17 protein-coding genes are annotated in these 16,773 nt (G+C 66.4%); 1 reads left to right on the plus strand and 16 read right to left on the minus strand.

Annotated features, from left to right (window positions below):
- Window positions 1-15: 15 nt before the first annotated feature.
- Window positions 16-2,370: a glycoside hydrolase family 65 protein gene (locus VGP60_RS13425; protein WP_327548300.1), complete on the minus strand. Its 2,355-nt coding sequence runs from the start codon at window positions 2,368-2,370 to the stop codon at window positions 16-18.
- Window positions 2,367-3,101, minus strand: a complete 735-nt coding sequence (locus tag VGP60_RS13430; RefSeq protein WP_327548301.1) for a beta-phosphoglucomutase family hydrolase — start codon at window positions 3,099-3,101, stop codon at window positions 2,367-2,369. The genes VGP60_RS13425 and VGP60_RS13430 overlap by 4 nt, the downstream gene beginning before the upstream one ends.
- An 80-nt stretch (window positions 3,102-3,181) precedes the next feature.
- Here VGP60_RS13430 and hypF point away from each other — a divergent pair, with 80 nt between their 5' ends.
- On the plus strand, window positions 3,182-5,428 hold the full coding sequence (gene hypF / locus VGP60_RS13435) for a carbamoyltransferase HypF (RefSeq protein WP_327548302.1): 2,247 nt from the start codon (window positions 3,182-3,184) through the stop codon (window positions 5,426-5,428).
- A gap of 91 nt (window positions 5,429-5,519) precedes the next feature.
- On the opposite strand, the gene hypB is transcribed toward hypF, so the two are convergent.
- From hypB to VGP60_RS13500, 14 genes are all read right to left on the minus strand, one after another.
- Window positions 5,520-6,311, minus strand: coding sequence for a hydrogenase nickel incorporation protein HypB (hypB, locus tag VGP60_RS13440; RefSeq protein WP_327548303.1), 792 nt, complete (start codon window positions 6,309-6,311; stop codon window positions 5,520-5,522).
- Complete coding sequence (gene hypA, locus VGP60_RS13445; RefSeq protein WP_327548304.1) at window positions 6,312-6,641, minus strand: hydrogenase maturation nickel metallochaperone HypA; 330 nt, start codon at window positions 6,639-6,641, stop codon at window positions 6,312-6,314. It abuts the gene before it with no gap.
- A gap of 27 nt (window positions 6,642-6,668) precedes the next feature.
- The gene (hypE, locus tag VGP60_RS13450) at window positions 6,669-7,790 is read right to left on the minus strand and encodes a hydrogenase expression/formation protein HypE (protein ID WP_327548305.1); all 1,122 of its coding nucleotides are present in this window, start codon (window positions 7,788-7,790) and stop codon (window positions 6,669-6,671) included.
- Complete coding sequence (gene hypD, locus VGP60_RS13455; RefSeq protein WP_327548306.1) at window positions 7,771-8,913, minus strand: hydrogenase formation protein HypD; 1,143 nt, start codon at window positions 8,911-8,913, stop codon at window positions 7,771-7,773. The genes hypE and hypD overlap by 20 nt, the downstream gene beginning before the upstream one ends.
- Before the next feature lie 11 nt (window positions 8,914-8,924).
- Window positions 8,925-9,197, minus strand: coding sequence for a HypC/HybG/HupF family hydrogenase formation chaperone (locus VGP60_RS13460; protein ID WP_327548307.1), 273 nt, complete (start codon window positions 9,195-9,197; stop codon window positions 8,925-8,927).
- 31 nt (window positions 9,198-9,228) lie between these two features.
- A complete protein-coding gene (locus VGP60_RS41690; RefSeq protein ID WP_414640343.1) occupies window positions 9,229-9,336 on the minus strand; it encodes a DUF6893 family small protein in 108 nt (35 codons plus the stop codon).
- A gap of 2 nt (window positions 9,337-9,338) precedes the next feature.
- A complete protein-coding gene (locus tag VGP60_RS13465; protein ID WP_327548308.1) occupies window positions 9,339-9,854 on the minus strand; it encodes a hydrogenase maturation protease in 516 nt (171 codons plus the stop codon).
- Window positions 9,851-11,221, minus strand: coding sequence for a hypothetical protein (locus VGP60_RS13470; protein ID WP_327548309.1), 1,371 nt, complete (start codon window positions 11,219-11,221; stop codon window positions 9,851-9,853). The genes VGP60_RS13465 and VGP60_RS13470 overlap by 4 nt, the downstream gene beginning before the upstream one ends.
- On the minus strand, window positions 11,218-11,859 hold the full coding sequence (locus VGP60_RS13475; protein ID WP_327548310.1) for a DUF6084 family protein: 642 nt from the start codon (window positions 11,857-11,859) through the stop codon (window positions 11,218-11,220). The genes VGP60_RS13470 and VGP60_RS13475 overlap by 4 nt, the downstream gene beginning before the upstream one ends.
- On the minus strand, window positions 11,852-12,409 hold the full coding sequence (locus VGP60_RS13480; RefSeq protein ID WP_327548311.1) for a DUF5947 family protein: 558 nt from the start codon (window positions 12,407-12,409) through the stop codon (window positions 11,852-11,854). The genes VGP60_RS13475 and VGP60_RS13480 overlap by 8 nt, the downstream gene beginning before the upstream one ends.
- 62 nt (window positions 12,410-12,471) lie before the next feature.
- A complete protein-coding gene (locus VGP60_RS13485; RefSeq protein ID WP_327548312.1) occupies window positions 12,472-13,080 on the minus strand; it encodes a NifU family protein in 609 nt (202 codons plus the stop codon).
- 35 nt (window positions 13,081-13,115) lie between these two features.
- The gene (locus tag VGP60_RS13490; protein WP_327548313.1) at window positions 13,116-14,897 is read right to left on the minus strand and encodes a nickel-dependent hydrogenase large subunit; all 1,782 of its coding nucleotides are present in this window, start codon (window positions 14,895-14,897) and stop codon (window positions 13,116-13,118) included.
- Window positions 14,898-14,911: 14 nt separating this feature from the next.
- Window positions 14,912-15,988 (minus strand): hydrogenase expression protein HypE, encoded by a 1,077-nt coding sequence (locus VGP60_RS13495; RefSeq protein WP_327548314.1) that lies wholly within the window; start codon window positions 15,986-15,988, stop codon window positions 14,912-14,914.
- A gap of 6 nt (window positions 15,989-15,994) precedes the next feature.
- Window positions 15,995-16,726 (minus strand): SIS domain-containing protein, encoded by a 732-nt coding sequence (locus VGP60_RS13500; RefSeq protein WP_327548315.1) that lies wholly within the window; start codon window positions 16,724-16,726, stop codon window positions 15,995-15,997.
- Window positions 16,727-16,773 lie beyond the last annotated feature (47 nt).

The following is a 16,773-nucleotide window of genomic DNA, read 5'->3' on the forward strand; positions in this document are numbered from 1 at the left end:
GCACTCACGACTGCTCTAGCCGCGGGGCTTTCGCCGGGTGGGCGCGCGGCCCGGCGGCTGGGTGACGGGTTCGGGGGGCTCGACCTTCGGGATCGGCACCGTCACCACCTCGTCGCCGACCATGAACGCCTCACCGTGGTGGAACAGCTCGAGCGGTTTCCCTGACGTCGTGCGGTAGCTCGCCTCCCCGTGCCGGATCTCCACCCTGAGATGGCTGCCCCGGTAGACCATCCGGAACGCGATCCGCTTGAGCTGAGCGGGCAGCCGCGGGGTGAACGCCAGCTTGCCGCCGTAGTCGCGCATTCCGCCGAACCCGGCGACCGCACCCAGCCACGCCTCGGCGAGCGACGCCATGTGCAGGCCGTTGCGGACGTTGTTGTGGACGTCGTGCAGGTCGGTCAGCGCCGCTTCGGCCAGGTAGTCGTACGCCAGCTCCAGCTGTCCGACCTCGGCGGCGACTACTGCCTGCGTTCCCGCGGAGAGCGACGAGTCCCGCACTGTCCGGGCTTCGTAGTAGGCGAAGTTGCGCGCTTTCTCCTCGGCGGTGAACGAGTCGCCGCACACATGCAGTGCCAGCACCAGATCCGCCTGCTTCACGACCTGCTTGCGGTACAGGTCGAAATACGGGTAGTGCAGCAGCAGCGGGTAGTCCTTTTGCTCGGTACCCGCGAAATCCCATTCCATGTGCTGGGTGAAGCCCTCGGACTGCGGATGCACGCCGAGCTCTTCGTCGAAGGGGATGTACATCCCGTCCGCGGCGCTCCGCCAGATGGCGATCTCCTTGGCGTGCACGTCAAAGCGCTCCGCGACGGCCGGATGCCGCTCGACGGCGGCGGCCGCGGCGCGCAGGTTCCGTTGTGCCATCAGGTTCGTGTAGACGTTGTTGTCCGCGACGGCCGAATACTCGTCCGGCCCGGTCACGCCGTCGATGCGGAAGCGGCCGTGTTTGTCGAAGTGTCCCAGCGAAGCCCACAGCCGGGCGGTTTCCAGCAGGATCTCGGTGGCGATGTCACGGTCGAAGTCCGTGTCGCCGGTGGCGTCGAGGTAGCGGATGACCGCGTCGGAGATGTCCGCGCTGACGTGGAACGCCCCCGTCCCGGCCGGCCAGTACGCCGAGCACTCGGCGCCGGTGATGGACCGCCACGGGAAGGCCGCGCCCTTCAACCCCAGCTGGGTGGCCCGAGCCCTGGCTTTGTCCAAAGTGGAGTGCCGCCAGCACAGCGCGTCCCTGGCGGCGTCCGGGATCGTGTAGGTGAGCACGGGCAGGACGAACGATTCGGTGTCCCAGAAGGCGTGGCCGTCGTAGCCGGGCCCGGTGAGGCCCTTGCCCGCGATCGCCCGGCTTTCACCGCGGGCCCCGGCCTGGAGGACGTGGAAGAGCGCGAACCGCGTCGCCTGCTGCAACTCCGGATCGCCGTCGATCTCCACGTCCGCCGTCGCCCAGAAGTGGTCGAGGAACGCGCGCTGCTCGGCCAGCAGGCCATCCCAGCCGGTCTGGCACGCGCCCGCGAGCGCGGCCTCGACCTGGGCACGCAACGCGGGGATCGACCGCTGCGCCGACCAGCCGTAGCCGAGGTACTTGGTGAGCCGCAGCATCCCGCCCTTGGGGACGTCCACCGCGACGGTCAGCCGGGCCAGGTCGTCTTCGGCGTGGATGTCGGCACGCAGGCCGTCGTTGACCTCGAGTTCGTGGTCCATCGCGGCGGCCATCCGCAGCCCGGAAACCCGCGTCTGGTGCACCAGGACGGCCTGGTAGTCCTTCGCCGCCGCGAACTCCGAGATCAGCGGCGACTCCAGCGCGGCGGCCACGCGGGGATCGCTCGTGTCGGACTCGACGGGCTCGTTGGCCAGCAGATCGGACTGCACCACGAGCTGCATGTCGTCGTCGAGCGGCTCGACCTCGTAGCGGATCGCCGCCACCGCGCGCTGCGTGAACGACACCAGCCGCTGCGTGCGCACCCGCACCCGCCTGCCGGTGGGCGAGGACCATTCGGTGGTGCGGGTCAGCGTGCCGGTGCGGAAGTCGAGCACCCTGTCGTGCTTCGTCGCGGCGCCGTAGCGCATGTCCAGCGGTTCGTCCTCGACGAGCAACCGGATGATCTTGCCGTCGGTCACGTTGACCACGGTTTCGCCGGCTTCAGGGTAGCCGTACCCGCTTTCGGCGTAGGGTAGTTCGTGCTGTTCGTAGAAACCGTTGAGGTAGGTGCCCGGCAGGCCGCGCGGCTCGGCCTCTTCGAGGGTGCCGCGCAGGCCGATGTGCCCGTTGGACAGGGCGAAAGTGGACTCGGTCCGCTGCAGCGCGTCGACGTCCATGCCGTGCCAGCGCAGCTCCCACGGCGAGATCTCGTAACCCTGCTTGAGCTCGGTCATGCCTTTTCCTCCAGCAGCTCCGCGAGATCGTCGACCACGACGTCGGCGCCGTGCGTGCGGAGGTCGTCGGCCTGGTCGGCGCGGTTCACCCCGACCACGTACCCGAAATCGCCCGCCCTGCCCGCTTCGACCCCGGCCAGCGCGTCCTCGAAGACGGCGGCGTTCGCCGGGGCGACACCGAGGGCCTTCGCGCCGGCCAGGAACGAGTCCGGGGCCGGTTTGCCGCGCAAGTTGTCGCGTTTCAGCACGAGCCCGTCGATCCGGGTTTCGACGAACTTCGTCAGGTCGGCGGCGTCGAGCACCTTCGCGCCGTTGGCGGACGAGGTGACGACGCCGATCTTCAGCCCCGCGTCCTTGGCGGCCTGGAGATAACGCACCGAGCCGGGGTACGGGTTCACGCCGCGTTCGTCGATGATCCGGAGGACGAGTTCGTTCTTGCGGTTGCCGAGGCCGTTGACGGTCTCCGCGTCCGGGCCGTCGTCTGACTCGCCTTCGAGCAGCGAGATGTCGCGGGACAGCAGGAATTCACGCACCCCGTCCGCGCGGGGACGGCCGTCCACATGTGCGACGTAGTCGTGGTCGGTGAACGGCTTGAAGTTCTCGCCGTCCCGTTTGCGGAGGAACTCGTCGAAGGTCTGTTTCCAGGCTTCACGGTGGAGTTCCGCTGTCCCGGTGAGCACTCCGTCGAGATCGAACAGGAGGGCGGAGACGTGGTCAGGCAGTCCGATCATGTCTGAGACGTTACCGGCGTAACCGGGCGGCGGCGACCTGCCGACTGGACCGGGCACCCGCCGCGGCGGAGGATCGGGGGATGGGTCCTGTCCGGATGGCGGTGCGGATCGAAGGCGTGGTGCAGGGGGTCGGGTTCCGGCCGTTCGTGCACGCGCTGGCGACGCGGCTCGGGCTCGCCGGGCATGTGGGCAACGACGCTTCCGGGGTTTTTGTCGAGGTCGAGGGGACGCGGGTCGCGGAGTTCCTCGACGCCGTGCGCGCGGAGGCGCCGCCGCTGGCCGTGGTCGAATCCGTGCGGGCGGTGGAGATGAAGCGTTCGGGGCTTGCCGGGTTTTTCATCGTGGCCAGCCCGGGTGGGGGAGCGGCGAGCACGCTGGTGTCCGCGGACAGCGCCACCTGCGATGACTGTTTGCGCGAACTCAACGATCCCGCCGATCGCCGGTACCGCTATCCGTTCGTGAACTGCACGAACTGCGGGCCGCGGTTCACCATCGTGCGCGGGGTGCCGTACGACCGGCCGTTGACCACGATGGCGGGTTTCCCGCTCTGCGCCGCGTGTGCGGGCGAGTACGCCGACCCGGCCGATCGGCGGTTCCACGCGCAGCCGGTGTGCTGCCCCGAGTGCGGCCCGCGGCTCCGGTTGACCGACGGCGTCGACGAGCTTCCCGGCGATCCAGTGTCGTCCACTGTGGATCTTCTCGCGGCGGGGAAAGTCGTCGCTGTCAAAGGGCTTGGTGGGTATCACCTCGCTGTCGACGCCGGGCATCGGTTTGCGGCGGCGTCGCTGCGGGCGAGGAAACACCGTGAGGACAAGCCGTTCGCCGTGATGGTCCCGGATCTCGAAGGCGCGCGGAAACTGTGCGAAATGGACGATCTCGCTGCGCTGCTGCTGAGCGGACGGCGTCGGCCGATCGTCCTGCTGCCGAGGCTCCCCGGCGCGCCTGTCGCCGATGCGGTGTCGCCGGGCAACAGGCGGCTCGGGCTGATCCTGCCGTACACCCCGCTGCACCACCTGCTGCTCGCTGAGCTCGGCCGTCCCATGGTCCTGACCAGCGCGAACGTCTCCGACGAGCCGATCGTGTACGCCGACGACGAAGCGCCCGCGCGGCTCGCCGGGATCGCGGACGCGTATCTGACGCATGACCGGGCGATCCACATCCGCACCGACGATTCGGTGGTGCGCCCGTTCCGCGGCCGTGAGCAGGTGCAACGGCGGTCGCGGGGTTACGCGCCGGAACCCGTTACCGTGCAGGGGGAATTCCCCTGGCACGTGCTGGCGTGTGGTGCCGAACTGAAGAACACGTTCTGCCTCGCGAAGGGACGGCACGCGTTTCTTTCGCACCATATCGGGGATCTGGAGAACTACGAGACGCTGCGCTCGTTCACCGAGGGCATCGCGCATTTCGGGCGGCTGTTCGACGTCCGGCCCGAGGTTGTGGCGCATGATTTGCATCCGGAGTATCTGTCCACAAAGTACGCTTTCGAGCTCGACGACGTCGAACTTGTTGGGGTGCAGCATCATCACGCGCATATCGCGTCCTGCTTGGCGGACAATGGGGAAGCGGGGCCGGTGCTCGGTGTCGCGTTCGATGGCACGGGGTATGGGACGGACGGCACGATCTGGGGTGGCGAGTTCCTGTTGGCGGACCTGCGTGGCTTCAGGCGGCTCGGGCATCTGGCGCCGGTGCGGATGCCCGGTGGTGCCGCGGCGATCAAGCAACCGTGGCGGATGGCCGCCGCCTACTTGGGCACTTCCGCTGCCGATCTCGACGTCTTCCGGCGTAACGCGTCGCAGTGGCCCGCTGTGCTCTCGATGGCCGAGACCGCGACGAACTCACCGTGGACGTCCAGCGCCGGACGTCTGTTCGACGCCGTCGCCGCGCTGCTCGGCCTGCGGGACCGGATCAACTACGAGGGCCAAGCCGCGATCGAACTCGAACAGCTCGCCGACGTCTCGCATCGCTCGGCGTACTCCGCCTCCATCACCGATTCCGTCATCTCCGGCGCCGATCTCGTGGATGCCTGCGCTCGCGATCTGCGCGCCGGTGTCCCCACGCCGCTGATCGCCGCCCGTTTCCACAACGGCGTCGCCGAGGTCATCACCCGCGCTTGCGTCGCCTTCGCCGACCAGACCGGCGTCCACACCGTCGCCCTCTCCGGCGGCGTCTTCCAGAACCTGCTCCTGCTCGACCGCACCGTCACCGCGCTGGAAGCCTCCGGCCTCCGCGTCCTCACCCACTCCCGCGTCCCCACCAACGACGGCGGCATCTCCCTCGGCCAAGCCGTCATCGCCGCTAACGCTCAAGTGCAGTCTGTGCACGGGTGAGTGCAGGTTATGCGCGTCTGAGTGCAATCTGGGGACAGAACATCGAGTCCACCGTATAACGACCTATACGTTGAGTGTCTCCAGATTGCACTCAGGTGTGCGCAGATTGCACTTGGGCGTGCGTGGAATGCGTTCGGAGCCAGGTGTACCAGGCGGCGAGGCCGTCGCCGGTGGTGGCGGAGAGGGGGAGGACGGTGGCGGCGGGGTTGATTTTGCGGGTGTCGGCGAGGAAGGCGTCGACGTCGAAGTCGACATGGGGGAGGAGGTCGGTTTTGTTGAGGAGGATCAGGTCGGCGGCGGCGAACATGTGGGGGTATTTGAGAGGCTTGTCGGGGCCTTCGGTGACGGACATGATCACCGCGCGATGCGCCTCGCCGAGGTCGAAAAGGGCGGGACAGACGAGGTTTCCGACGTTTTCGATGAACAGGACGGAGTTCGGCGGCGGGGCGAGGGTGGCGAGGCCGCGTTCGAGCATTTCGGCGTCGAGGTGACAGCCGGCGCCGGTGTTGATCTGGACGACCGGCGCGCCGGTGGCCTTGATGCGTTCGGCGTCGAACAGGGTTTCCTGATCGCCCTCGATGACGGTGATGGGGAACTCGCCCGCGAGGTCGGTGATCGTGCGGGTGAGCAGGGTGGTCTTGCCCGAGCCGGGGGAGCTCATCACGTTGATCGCGAGGATTTCCTTGGCACGTAACCAGCCTCGGTTGCGTTCGGCGAGAAGGTTGTTCTTGGCGAGCACGTCCTGTTCGAGCGTGATCGTCCGTGTCTCGGGTTCGTGCGAGTGGGAGTGGCCGTGGCCGTGGCCGTGGCCATGCTCATGGGTGTGCCCGGGCTCGGTCACCCGCACTCCGGCGTCGTCGGAACACCCACAGGTCGCGCACATTCACCACACCTCCACGGACTTGATCCGAAGTTGCCGTCCGGCAAGGACTTCGACGTTCGCGCTGCCGCACGGGCAGAGCATGATCAGGTCGTTCAGGGCGAATTCCCCTTCACAGTCACGACATCGCGCGAGCCCGGGCGGCTCGTCGATGTCGAGCCGCGCGCCCTCCAACATGGTCCCGGCACAGATCACCTCGAAACAGAACCGCACCGAATCCGGGACCACACCCGAGAGTTTGCCGATCTCCAGGCGCACGCTCTTGACCGTCGCGCCGTCCATCTTTTCGACGACGGCGTCGATCACGCTCTGTGTGATGGACAGTTCGTGCATCGCTGTATCTCCAAAGAGCGGCAAAGCTCAACAGATTCGAGGCAAGGGATCGCCCACGAGCAGATCGACGATCCGCGTCCCGCCGAACGTCGTGTTCAGCAGCACCAGCCCGGGCGGGTCCTCGGCGACCCGCCCGATGATGGCCGCGTCCGCGCCGAGCGGATGCGCCCGTAGCGCGGCCAGCGCGTCCTGCGCCTCGGCACCGTCCACGACGACCACGATCCGGCCCTCACTCGCCACATAAAGCGGATCTATGCCGAGGAGTTCCGACGCACCGCGCACCTCTGTCCTAACGGGAACCTCCTTCTCATCGACCACGACAGCGACGTCCGCGGCTTTGGCGATCTCGTTGAGGATCGTCGCGACCCCGCCGCGTGTCGCGTCCCGCATCGCCCGGACCCCGGGCACCGCGGCGAGCAGGTCCGCGACCAAACCGTTCACCGCGGCGGTGTCGGACTCCAGATCCGCCTCGATGTCGAGCTCGCCGCGCGCCAGCATGATGGTGATCCCGTGGTCACCGATCGGGCCGGACACCAGGATCGCGTCGCCCGGTTTCGCTTTGGCGACCCCGAGTTCGCCCGGATGTTCGACCAGCCCGACGCCGGCCGTGTTGATGTAGCAGCCATCGGCCTTGCCCCGCTGGACGACTTTCGTGTCCCCGGTGACCACCTGCACCCCGGCCACCGCGGCGGCGGCCTTCATCGATTCGACGATCCGGGACAGGTCCTCGATCGGAAAGCCTTCCTCGAGAATGAACCCGGCCGTCAGGTACAGCGGCTTCGCCCCGGACACGGCGAGATCGTTGACCGTCCCGTTGATCGCGAGATCCCCGATGTCCCCACCGGGAAAGAACAACGGGGAGACCACATAGGAATCCGTGGTCAGCGCGAGCGACGCGCCCTGGATGGTGAACTCGGCCGCGTCCTCCAACGGTTCCAGCAGCGGATTGCGGAACGCGTCGAGGAACACCGCTTCGATCAACGTATGCGACGCCTTGCCACCGGCGCCATGGGAAAGCGTGATGCGTTCTTCCTTGACCTTCGCGCGGCGCCTTCTCGCTTTGTCGATACGGTCGAGCACTTGCTGTTCGCGTTCCGACGGCGTGATCGCGAGCGGGATCCGCCGGCGCTCAGTTTCCGACGTGCTCATGCTGGCTCGCCTCCCGCACACGCTTCCTGCTGAACCGTCCGAAGTTGTAGTAGGCCGCGCAAGCGCCCTCGGGCGAGACCATGCACGTGCCGATCGGCGTCTCCGGTGTGCACGCGGTGCCGAACACTTTGCACTCCCACGGTTTCAGCACGCCCTTGAGCACCTCACCGCACTGGCAGGCCTTGGGATCGGCGACCCGGACGCCGGGGATTTCGAAGATCCGCTCGGCGTCGAACTTCGCGTACTTCTCGCGCACGGCCATCGCCGAATGCGAGATGAACCCGAGCCCGCGCCACTCGAAGTACGGCCGCAGTTCCATGACCTCGTTGATGGCCTTGAGTGCCACCATGTTCCCGTCCCACGGCACGACCCGCGAGTACTGGTTCTCCACTTCGGACCGTTCCTCCGACAGTTGCACCATCAGCAGGTAGATCGACTGGAGGATGTCGAGCGGTTCGAATCCGGCCACCACCACAGGTTTGCCGTAGTCCCGCGCGATGAACTCGTACGGGCGGCACCCGATCACCGTCGACACGTGCCCCGGCCCGATGAACCCGTCGAGGCGGAGGTCCGGGGAATCCAGGATCGCCTTGATCGCCGGGATGATCGTGACATGGTTGCCGAACACCGAGAAGTTCTCGATGCCTTCGTGTGCCGCGCGCAGCAACGTCATCGCCGTCGACGGCGTGGTCGTCTCGAACCCGATCGCCATGAACACCACCCGCAGCTCCGGGTTCTGCCGGGCGATCTTCAACGAATCGAGCGGTGAGTACACCATTCGGATGTTCGTGCCCTCGGCGTTGGAGTCGAAGAAGTTCCCGCCGGAACCGGGCACGCGCATCATGTCGCCGAACGACGTCATCAGCACGCCGGGCTGCCTCGCGATGTGGATGGCGTCGTCGACGCGGCCCATCGGGATCACGCACACCGGGCAGCCCGGCCCGTGCACCAGTGTGATGCTCTCGGGCAGGTAGTCCTCGAGGCCGTGTTTGTAGATGGTGTGCGTGTGCCCGCCGCAGACCTCCATGAACTTGTACTGCCTGCCCGGCTCGCACAGGCTGGTGATCTTCGCGGACAGTGCGCGCGCCTTCTCGGCGTCGCGGAACTCGTCGACGAACCGCATGGGCGAAACTCCTATTCGATCCGGGATTCCTGGAGCGCGGCCAGTTCGTCCTCGTAGGCCTTCCCGATGCTCTCCAGGAAGTCCATCGCGGCCTTGGCCTCTACTTCGTCTATTTTGGACAGTGCGAAGCCGACATGGATGAGGATCCAGTCGCCGGGGACCGGCGGGTCGTCTTCGAGCAGTCCGATGTTGATGGTCCGTTTCACGCCGCTCACGGCGACCTTGGCCAGATCAGGGCGATCCTCGATGATTTCGATGATCTCCCCGGGGATTCCGAGGCACATCCGCCCACCCGCTTTCTTCCGTTCCGAGGAGCTACATCCGGCTCATTTCGAGGTACCGCTTGACATCCGGTTCGATCAGTTTCACGACGTAGACCACGGCTCCGGCGAGGAACACCAGCAGGAGCAAGCGTTTGAACATGGTCAGACCTCGGCTTTCTTGGGCTTGGCGGCGAGATGCGGGCTGGAGCCCCACGCCAGGTCGACCACGACCCGGACCGCCTGGCTCACCGCGGCGGCCACCGCCGGGCTGAGCCCGATGCGTTCGTCGACGTTCTCCGGTTCACAGCCGACGACCAGTACCCGCCCGGCGTCGCCGCCGAGCAGTTTCAGCAACCGGAACACCGCGTCCGGCTGCATGCCGTGCCCGTCGACCGCCGGATTCACCGGCAGGTCGCTCATGGCGTCCGGCTCGAGGAGGAACACCGTTCCCGGTGCCTCGCCACGCGGCATGGCATCGATCAGGATGGTGGTGTCGTAGCCGCCCATCAGGTCGTAGGCGAGGTGCATCCCGCTGATGCCGTAGTCGGCGATCTGCACCCAGCTGGGCAGTTCGACCTGTTCGAGCTGCTTGATGACGTCGACGCCGAAACCGTCGTCGCCGAGGAAGATGTTGCCGATGCCCGCGACCAGCACACTCGGGCGTCGCGTGGTGCTCATACCTGCGCCTCCAGGGGTTCGACTTCGTCGGGGGAGAAGTAGCGGAAGCGGCCGTGGGTGTTCTGCAGATCGGCACCGGGGTCGTCGTCGAGGGTCACGGCCACGTGCCGCTCTCCGTCCACATCGGACAGCACCGCGCGGACGGTGGCGACCCGGCCGGTGAGGAACATGTCCTGCGCGTCGGAGCGTTTGAGTTCGGGGCGAAGGCGGACCTTCGACCCGTTGGCGACGTGGACGCCGGCCACGACCACGCTGTCCGTCTCGGGGGAAACGGAGGTGTCGGCACCGGGGTCCCACCACGGCACGTCTGGTGTGGTGAGCTCGGTGAGCTCGGCGAGGTCGTTGTCGGAACGCTCGCCGGTGACCGAACGCAGATAGCGGACCGTCCCGTGCAGCCGGTCCAGGAGTTCCTGCGGCATGGCGTCGACACGGTCGACGATCTCCCTGGCCCGTGGGTCGGTGGCGCGTGCCTGCCGCTTCTCCTCGTCGGTCAGCGCCATCGTGCGCAGGGTGAGGATCTCGTCGATTTCGGTGCCGTCGAAGAGGTCTCCTTGGCTCTCGGCGGCGATGGCGGGGTTGTCGTAGAGGATGATCGGCGACGCGAGCACGGCCTCGCTCCGCTCGTTGTCGCCGATCAGGATCGGCCAGACACGGGTGTTCACACAGGCGTCGACGGCCGGCTTGGCCCACTCCGGCGGGTCCAGCATGGACAGGAAGTGTCCTGAGTCGACGGACAACACCATGTGCGTGGCGAGTAACGCGTGGTGCAGCGCGGCTTCCCTGGTGGCATCCGGCTCTGTCCAGTCGCCGGTGTTCTTCAGGTCGACCCGTAGCCGCACGCCGCCGAACGGGCCTTCCAGCGATTCCAAGTGGACGGTCAGTGTGCCGGACAGCCGCCGCGTCCGGCGTACCAGCCTGCCTTGCTCGCCGAGCTGCTCGGTCTCTTCTCCGGCGGGGACCGAGAACGGCAGTTCGACCGGTTGTGCGAGGAGTTCGGCGGCGGGGAAGACGCCGTCGATCTCACGCTCGACGGCTTCGTCCCAGGTCGTGTATTCGGTGTCACCGACGACCAACGCGTCGACCGGGACGTACTCCTCGCCACGGCGTTCCTCCACCGTGCGGGCCTGTGCCTGAAGGAACCGCAACCGGACGTGCAACGTCGTGTGCGAGCGGGGTTCGAGCAGGCATTCGGTATGGGAATCGGCGTACTCGCCGTTGTCCTCGGCAGCGAAGGACGGCGGCATCAGCACGCCCCACTGCCAGCGGACCTTGTTCTTGCCCGCCGACGCCCGGTACGGGTAGAGCAGGTAACCCTCGTACAGCACGGCGTCGCCGACCGCTTTCGCCTGCTCCAATGCGCTGCTCATGGCGCGGCCTCCCCGGATTCGGTGAGCAGCTTGCCCATCGCCGCGTCCCAGGTCGTGATGGCGTGCTTGGACTTGTACCGCAGCAAGGCGTCAACCGTGTCGTGCCGCAGCCGGACCCAGGCCTCGTTGGGGAAGTAGAGATTCATCAACTCCTGCCAGGATTCGATCGGCATGCGGTAGTTGGACTCCAGATGCCACGGCACCTGGTCGACCCAGAAGCCCTTCTCTCCCTTGCTGAACACCGTCCCGCTGTAGAGCAGTACGAACGGGACGACACCATCGCGGAGCGTGTGGAAGTACTTCCCGGCGGCCACTTCGAGGTCGTAGGTGCAGGGCACCGGGACGTCGATCTCGGTCGAGCCGGTGAACCCGGGCACCATCGCCGACACCGTGGTGAACTGCAGCGGTTTCAGCGTGTCGGCCCACCGGGACGGATCACCGAAGAGGTACGTGAGCAGTTCCGACTCGCGCTCGTCGTAGCGCCGGCGCTGCGGCTCGATCCGGATCTGGACGCGCAGGGCGATGGCGTGGACCGGGGTCGCGCTGTTTTCGGTGATCCGCAGCTTGAAGATCATCGTGGGAGAGGCGCCGTACCGTTCCGGCCGGACGTCGACGCAGTCGAGGGTGAGGTCAGCCATCGCCGGTCCCGACCCCGGTGGCCCGCTGCCGCAGCTTGGCGAAGAACCCGTCGATCGCTTCCCACGCCTCGGTGCCGCCGTCGAAACCGCGCCAGTGCAGCCGGACCAGGCCGACCAGCTCGTAGCAGACGTCGATGGGGACGAGAAAGCACTCGAAACCGTCGTCGTTCTTGTTGATCAGCAATGCTTCCACGTCCGGCGAGACGGTCGCGAACTCGGAGTTGCTGTCGAGCATTTCCTCCCACGCGCCCAGCGGAAGCAGCGATTCGGTGGCGCCCGCCGGGCTCGGGTAGAACGCGACGGTAGTGTCCAGCACCGAATTGCGGAACAGGAAGGCCATCCGCACCGGGATGCCGATGGACTCCCACAGCGCCGAGCCGAGTGCGAACGACGGCGCGTGCAGGTAGCGGTCCGGCACCGCGCGATGCCGTTTCCCGCCCGCGCCGGAATGCGTGAACAGCAGATAGCAGCCCCGGCAGGCGCACATGATCGCGCGGGACTCCAGATCGATCACATGCGAGTGGTCCTCGGTGACCGGTTCCGTGCACATTTCACAGCGTTCACCCGGCTTGGCTCGCTCCGCGGGCCGCAGAAATCGCCTGAGTCCCGAGGTCATAGCGCATCCTCGGGGACTGGGCACTCGATGGCTTGCAGTGGCAGCAAAGGACGTCCGCCCGGCCCGGTCTCCGCCGGCTTCTCTTCGACGACACCGGCCACATCGATGTCGCTGATCTCCGGTGCCGCCTGATGGATCGCCTTCTCGATGGCGTACTTGACGGTCACCGTCGAGGACGGGCAGCCGTCGCAGGTTCCCTTGAGCTGCAGGCGGAGCACGCCGTCGGCGTCGACCCCGAGCAGGTCGACGTCGCCGGCGTGCGAGCCCAGATACGGCCGCACCTTGTCGAGCGCCTCGGTGACGCGCTCCAAAGTGGACTTCGGATGCAGGTCGTGCAGGACCAGGAGTCCCTTGACGAGGTCGTCTGCGGCGAGCACTTCGAGCAGCTGCCCGCCGCCTTCGGTTTCCCGGACCATCTCGACGATCCGCGCCAGTCCGCTGCCGTAGAAGTCGAGCAGGGTGTGCACGAGATCCTCGGTCTTCTCCACAATGGACTGATCCGCGGTCGCCTCCAGTTCACCCAGGATGTGCTCGATGCGCTCGCCGATCATGGCGACGTCGGGCGGCTGTTCGACTTCCGACTGGGTCATGCTCGGCTGCGCCATCGATTGCTCTCCTTGGTGGTCACGATCGGAACCACTTAGATTTCGCCACCGAAGGCGTGCGGGGTGTGCATCTTCTCCAGTACCTTTCCGTTGCCGGTGTACATGTGCACCCCGCACGGCAGGCACGGGTCGAAGCTGCGGACCGCGCGCATGATGTCGATGCCCTTGAAGTTCTCCTGTGTGTTCTCCTCGAAGATCGGCGTGTTCTGCACGGCGTCCTCGTACGGGCCGGGAGTACCGAAGGAATCCCGGACACTGCCGTTCCACGGTGTCGGCGGATACGGGTGGTAGTTGGCGATCTTGCCGCCCTTGATCACCATGTGGTGCGACAGCACGCCGCGGACCGCCTCGGTGAACCCGCAGCTGACGCTCTCGTCCGGGACCTTGAACTTCTCCCAGGTCTTGGTGTGCCCGGCGCGCACCTCGGCCAGTGCTTTCTCCGCGAAGTGCAGCGCGATCGCCGCGGAGTAGACCTGGAAGTAGGTGCGGGCGCGGTTGCGCTCCAGCGCGTTGCTCCACTTCGGAATCTTCCACTCGAACGTCACCTCGGGCTTGGTGGCCGTCCTCGGCAGGTTGAACACCACGCTGTGCCCGGTCGCTTTGACGTAGTCGGTGTCGACCAGTCCGGCCAACGCCGTCGTCCACAGCCGTGCGATCGGGCCGCCGCCGGTGTCGAGCGCCAGGTAGTCCTTGCCGTCGAACCAGCGCGGCGACATCGTCCACGAGTACTTGTCGTCGAAGTCGCGTTTCTGCGGGCGCGGGATGGTGTGCTGGTTCCACGGGTGCCGCGAGTCCACGGGGTTGCCCAGCGGGTCGTGCGTGACGAACTTGTCCATGCCCTCCCAGTCCTCGTAGAAGGAACTGCCGAGCAGGATCCGGATGCCGAGGTTGATGTCCAGCAGACTGGTCGTGATGAGCTTGCCGTCCACGACGACGCCGGGGGTGACGAACATCTTGCGACCCCAGGCCTCCATGTTCTCGTAGGTGAAGTCGCAGTACTCGGGGTCGTTGAGACTGCCCCAGCAGCCGAGGAGGATCCGCCGCTGGCCGACCTGCTCGTAACCGGGAATGGCTTCGTAGAAGAAGTCGAACAGGTCGTCGTGCATCGGCAGGCAGCGCTTCATGAACTCGATGTAGCGCATGAGCCGGGTGAGGTAGTCGGTGAACAGCTGGATGGTGGCGACCGTGCCGACCCCGCCGGGGTACAAAGTGGACGGATGCACGTGCCTGCCTTCCATCAGGCAGAACATCTCGCGGGTGGAGCGGCTGACTTGCAGTGCCTCGCGGTAGAACTCGCCTTCCAGCGGGTTCAGCGAGCGCATGATGTCGCCGATGGTCCGGTAGCCGTGCTCGGCGGCGTGCGGGGCTTCAGTGCGGTTGGCTTGTTCCAGCACACCGGGGTTGGTCTCGGCGACCATCTTCTCGCAGTAGTCGACCCCGACCAGGTTCTCCTGGAAGATGTTGTGGTCGAACATGTACTCGGCGGACTCGCCGAGGTTGATGATCCACTCGCCGAGATGTGGCGGGCGGACGCCGTAGGCCATGTTCTGGTTGTAGACCGAGCAGGTCGCGTGGTTGTCCCCGCAGATCCCGCAGATCCGGCTGGTGATGAAATGCGCGTCGCGCGGGTCCTTGCCCTTCATGAAGATGCTGTAGCCGCGGAAGACCGACGAGGTCGAGTGGCACTCCACGACCTTCTTCTGCGCCCAGTCGATCTTGGTGTAGATGCCGAGGCTGCCGACGATCCGGGTGATCGGGTCCCAGTTCATCTCGACGAGGTCGTTGCTGCCCTTGGTGCTTCGTCCTGAGGTGGCCATGGTCGGATTCCCTTTCAGCGCCAGGTCGAGCGGTAGCCGGTCTCAAGCTGCTTGCCCTTGTGACGCCACTTGGGCTCTTTGTCGGCCTTCTTTTCGGTGTACTTCCGCAGCCGGCGGATCACTGAGCCGTAGGCGCCGCTGGCCAGCGACGAGACGTGTGCGCCGGGCGGTTCGTCCATGAACGGCATGAACTTGTCCGGGAAGCCGGGCATCGTGCAGCCGATGCAGATCCCGCCGACGTTGGGGCAGCCGCCGACGCCGTTGATCCAGCCGCGCTTGGGCACGTTGCACTTGACGACCGGGCCCCAGCAGCCGAGTTTCACCAGGCACTTCGGCGAGTCGTAGGTATCGGCGAACTGGCCCTGCTCGTAGTAGCCGGCCCGGTCGCATCCTTCGTGGACGGTCGCGCCGAACAGCCACTGTGGACGAAGGTTGTCGTCGAGCGGGATCATCGGTGCCTGGCCCGCGGCTTGGTACAGCAGGTAGGTGATCGTCTCGGACAGGTTGTCCGGGTGGGTCGGGCAGCCGGGCACGCAGACGATCGGGATGCCGGCGCCGGACTTCCAGTCCCAGCCCAGATAGTCGGGCACGCCCATCGCGCCGGTCGGGTTTCCTTCCATGGCGTGGATCCCGCCGTAGGTCGCGCAGGTTCCGACGGCGAGTACGGCCAATGCTTTGGGAGTCAGCCGGTCGAGCCATTCACTGGTCGTCATCGGCTGCCCGGTGTCGGGGTTGTTGCCGAACCCGCACCAGTAGCCTTCCTTCTTGATCGCCTCGTTCGGGATCGAGCCTTCGACCACGAGTACAAACGGTTCCAGCTCGCCGCGATCGGCCTTGTAGAACCATTCGATGAACGTGTCGGCACCTTTGTCCGGCCCGCATTCGAAGTCGATCAGCGGCCAGTGGACCGCGATCTTGGGCAGGCCCGGCAAAGCGCCGAGGACGATCTCTTCGATACTGGGCTGGGTGGCCGCGGTCAGCGCCACGGAGTCGCCGTCGCAGGAAAGTCCCGCGTTGATCCACAGGATGTGGATAGGCTTCTCTTCTTCGGTGGGTTGTGCGTGCTTGGCTTCAGAGGCCGCTTGTGTCACGACTGATCACCCTCGGGTATTTAGTGATGGTCGGCTCGAGGTGCCGGGTTCTCGCGGCCCGCTTTTTTGGGCTGCCAGCGCGGCGAGGGTCAATTCCCACAGCGCGTGATAGAGAGTCGTCTGCGCTTCTTGGATCCGGTGCACGGAAGGGGAAGGGACGACGAACAGGTAGTCGATCGTGTCCAGCTCCGCCATTTTCCCGCCGTCGTAGCCGGAGATGCCGATGGTGAGCATGCCCCGCCTGGCGGCTTCGTCGAACGCCCGCAACAGGTTCGCGGAATTGCCACTGGTCGAAAGCCCCACGGCGATGTCGCCCGCCCGGCCGAAAGCGCCGAGCTGCCGGGCGAACACCACGTCGAAACCGATGTCGTTGGAAAGGGCGGTGACCACGGCGATGTCATTCGTCAGGCCGAACGCGGGAAGAGGACGCGCGTCTCCGGCGGGGCTCAGGAAGAGACTTGCCAGCTCCTGGGCGTCGGTGGAACTCCCGCCGTTCCCGAAGGCCAGCAGGCGGCCGCCGGAAGCGAAGGCCAGCGCCAGTTCCCCGGCGCAGGCGAGGAGTCGTTCACCATTGCTGGCACAGACGTCACGGCGCAAGGCGATGATCTCGTGTGCCTTGTCCACAGTGGACTGGCGGACCTGGGCCAGTACCTTGTCCAAGTCGCCGCTGTCGGAGTAGAGAAACGGATACAAGGCTTCTAGACCGGCAACGTCGGAGGAACCCCGTTCGGAGGTCATGAGCTCATTCCCTTGGGTGTCACAAGCCCTAGGGTGTGTTGGGTCCT

The organism is Amycolatopsis sp., from assembly GCF_036008905.1.
In the GTDB taxonomy this organism is placed as follows: Bacteria; Actinomycetota; Actinomycetes; order Mycobacteriales; family Pseudonocardiaceae; genus Amycolatopsis.

Excerpts from the sequence above, each read along its gene's own strand:
- hypD (WP_327548306.1), bottom strand. The coding sequence starts at position 8,913 with ATGCGGTTCGTCGACGAGTTCCGCGACGCCGAGAAGGCGCGCGCACTG.
- VGP60_RS13475 (WP_327548310.1), bottom strand. The coding sequence starts at position 11,859 with ATGGCTGACCTCACCCTCGACTGCGTCGACGTCCGGCCGGAACGGTAC.
- hypE (WP_327548305.1), bottom strand. The coding sequence starts at position 7,790 with ATGAGCACGTCGGAAACTGAGCGCCGGCGGATCCCGCTCGCGATCACG.
- VGP60_RS13490 (WP_327548313.1), bottom strand. The coding sequence starts at position 14,897 with ATGGCCACCTCAGGACGAAGCACCAAGGGCAGCAACGACCTCGTCGAG.
- VGP60_RS41690 (WP_414640343.1), bottom strand. The coding sequence starts at position 9,336 with ATGTTCAAACGCTTGCTCCTGCTGGTGTTCCTCGCCGGAGCCGTGGTC.
- VGP60_RS13470 (WP_327548309.1), bottom strand. The coding sequence starts at position 11,221 with ATGAGCAGCGCATTGGAGCAGGCGAAAGCGGTCGGCGACGCCGTGCTG.
- hypF (WP_327548302.1), top strand. The coding sequence starts at position 3,182 with ATGGGTCCTGTCCGGATGGCGGTGCGGATCGAAGGCGTGGTGCAGGGG.
- VGP60_RS13500 (WP_327548315.1), bottom strand. The coding sequence starts at position 16,726 with ATGACCTCCGAACGGGGTTCCTCCGACGTTGCCGGTCTAGAAGCCTTG.
- VGP60_RS13430 (WP_327548301.1), bottom strand. The coding sequence starts at position 3,101 with ATGATCGGACTGCCTGACCACGTCTCCGCCCTCCTGTTCGATCTCGAC.
- hypA (WP_327548304.1), bottom strand. The coding sequence starts at position 6,641 with ATGCACGAACTGTCCATCACACAGAGCGTGATCGACGCCGTCGTCGAA.
- VGP60_RS13465 (WP_327548308.1), bottom strand. The coding sequence starts at position 9,854 with ATGAGCACCACGCGACGCCCGAGTGTGCTGGTCGCGGGCATCGGCAAC.
- VGP60_RS13425 (WP_327548300.1), bottom strand. The coding sequence starts at position 2,370 with ATGACCGAGCTCAAGCAGGGTTACGAGATCTCGCCGTGGGAGCTGCGC.
- VGP60_RS13480 (WP_327548311.1), bottom strand. The coding sequence starts at position 12,409 with ATGTGCACGGAACCGGTCACCGAGGACCACTCGCATGTGATCGATCTG.
- VGP60_RS13460 (WP_327548307.1), bottom strand. The coding sequence starts at position 9,197 with ATGTGCCTCGGAATCCCCGGGGAGATCATCGAAATCATCGAGGATCGC.
- hypB (WP_327548303.1), bottom strand. The coding sequence starts at position 6,311 with ATGTGCGCGACCTGTGGGTGTTCCGACGACGCCGGAGTGCGGGTGACC.
- VGP60_RS13485 (WP_327548312.1), bottom strand. The coding sequence starts at position 13,080 with ATGGCGCAGCCGAGCATGACCCAGTCGGAAGTCGAACAGCCGCCCGAC.